Source organism: Pseudomonas sp. MD195_PC81_125 (assembly GCF_014060985.1).
In the GTDB taxonomy this organism is placed as follows: Bacteria; Pseudomonadota; Gammaproteobacteria; order Pseudomonadales; family Pseudomonadaceae; genus Aquipseudomonas; species Aquipseudomonas parakoreensis.
The window spans coordinates 1-1,029 of sequence record NZ_JABULD010000288.1; the positions used below are offsets into that span (position 1 = coordinate 1).

A 1,029-nucleotide genomic window follows, 5' to 3' on the forward strand; every position below is an offset into this window, starting at 1 on the left:
CATAGCCTGGGAAGAACTTGCGTTCGCTTTTGCGCTTCTGGCCATTACGCATTTCAACCACTTCTTCAGTGGGAACCAGAATTTCGCCGAAGCCATCTTCCATGCCAGCCAGCTTAACGCGCTCAATCAGCGAGCGCATGACATGCTTCTCGTAACCCGAGTAAGCATGCACAACGTACCAACGCTTAGCCACGGGACACCCTTAGCCGACAATCAAGGAAACAAGCCAGCCGAGCAGGGAATCAACCCCCCACAACAGCAACGCCATAACGATAACCACAGCAACAACAATTAGCGTTGTCTGCGTAGTTTCCTGGCGAGTTGGCCATACGACTTTACGAATCTCGGTGCGCGCTTCCTTAACCAGTACAAAGAACGACTTGCCCTTTGCAGTCTGCAGGCCTACAAAGGCAGCTACAGCAGCAATCACGAGCAATGCGAGTACACGGTACAGGATCGGCGAAGCAGCGTAATACTGATTGCCAACTACACCCACAACTACCAAAGCGGCTACCACAAGCCACTTTAGCAGATCGAAGCGAGAGCCTTGAGCTTCAGCCTTAGGAGTCATCTATGAAGATCCTGTGAAAAGAAAGCCAGACACACCGAGTGAATCTGGCAGGTCAGGAGGGAATCGAACCCCCAACCTACGGTTTTGGAGACCGTCGCTCTGCCAATTGAGCTACTGACCTAAAACAAAATCAGGCCGACCATTATGCCGGCCCGAAAAATACATTACAACTGCTTATTCGATGATTTTGGCCACTACACCAGCGCCGACGGTACGACCGCCTTCACGGATAGCGAAACGCAGACCATCTTCCATCGCGATGGTTTTGATCAGGGTAACAGTCATCTGAATGTTGTCACCTGGCATTACCATTTCAACGCCTTCTGGCAGCTCGCAGTTACCAGTCACGTCAGTAGTACGGAAGTAGAACTGTGGACGGTAGCCTTTGAAGAACGGAGTATGACGACCGCCTTCTTCCTTGCTCAGAACGTAAACTTCTGCGGTGAACTTGGTGTGCG

The 1,029-nt window shown here is 51.4% G+C and carries 2 protein-coding genes, 1 tRNA gene and 1 pseudogene; all 4 read right to left on the reverse strand.

Annotation, left to right across the window (positions count from 1 at the left end; genetic code table 11):
- On the reverse strand, positions 1 to 193 hold a 193-nt coding region (locus HT737_RS12385), incomplete at its 3' end, for a transcription termination/antitermination NusG family protein (protein ID WP_374011159.1).
- A gap of 9 nt (positions 194 to 202) precedes the next feature.
- Positions 203 to 571 carry a preprotein translocase subunit SecE gene (secE, locus tag HT737_RS12390; protein ID WP_041074957.1) on the reverse strand — a complete coding sequence of 123 codons (369 nt, stop codon included), beginning with the start codon at positions 569 to 571 and terminating at the stop codon, positions 203 to 205.
- Between the two features lie 45 nt (positions 572 to 616).
- A tRNA-Trp gene (locus HT737_RS12395) sits at positions 617 to 692 on the reverse strand.
- A 53-nt stretch (positions 693 to 745) separates the two neighbouring features.
- Positions 746 to 1,029 (reverse strand): annotated as a pseudogene (locus HT737_RS12400) (elongation factor Tu); the annotation flags it as partial.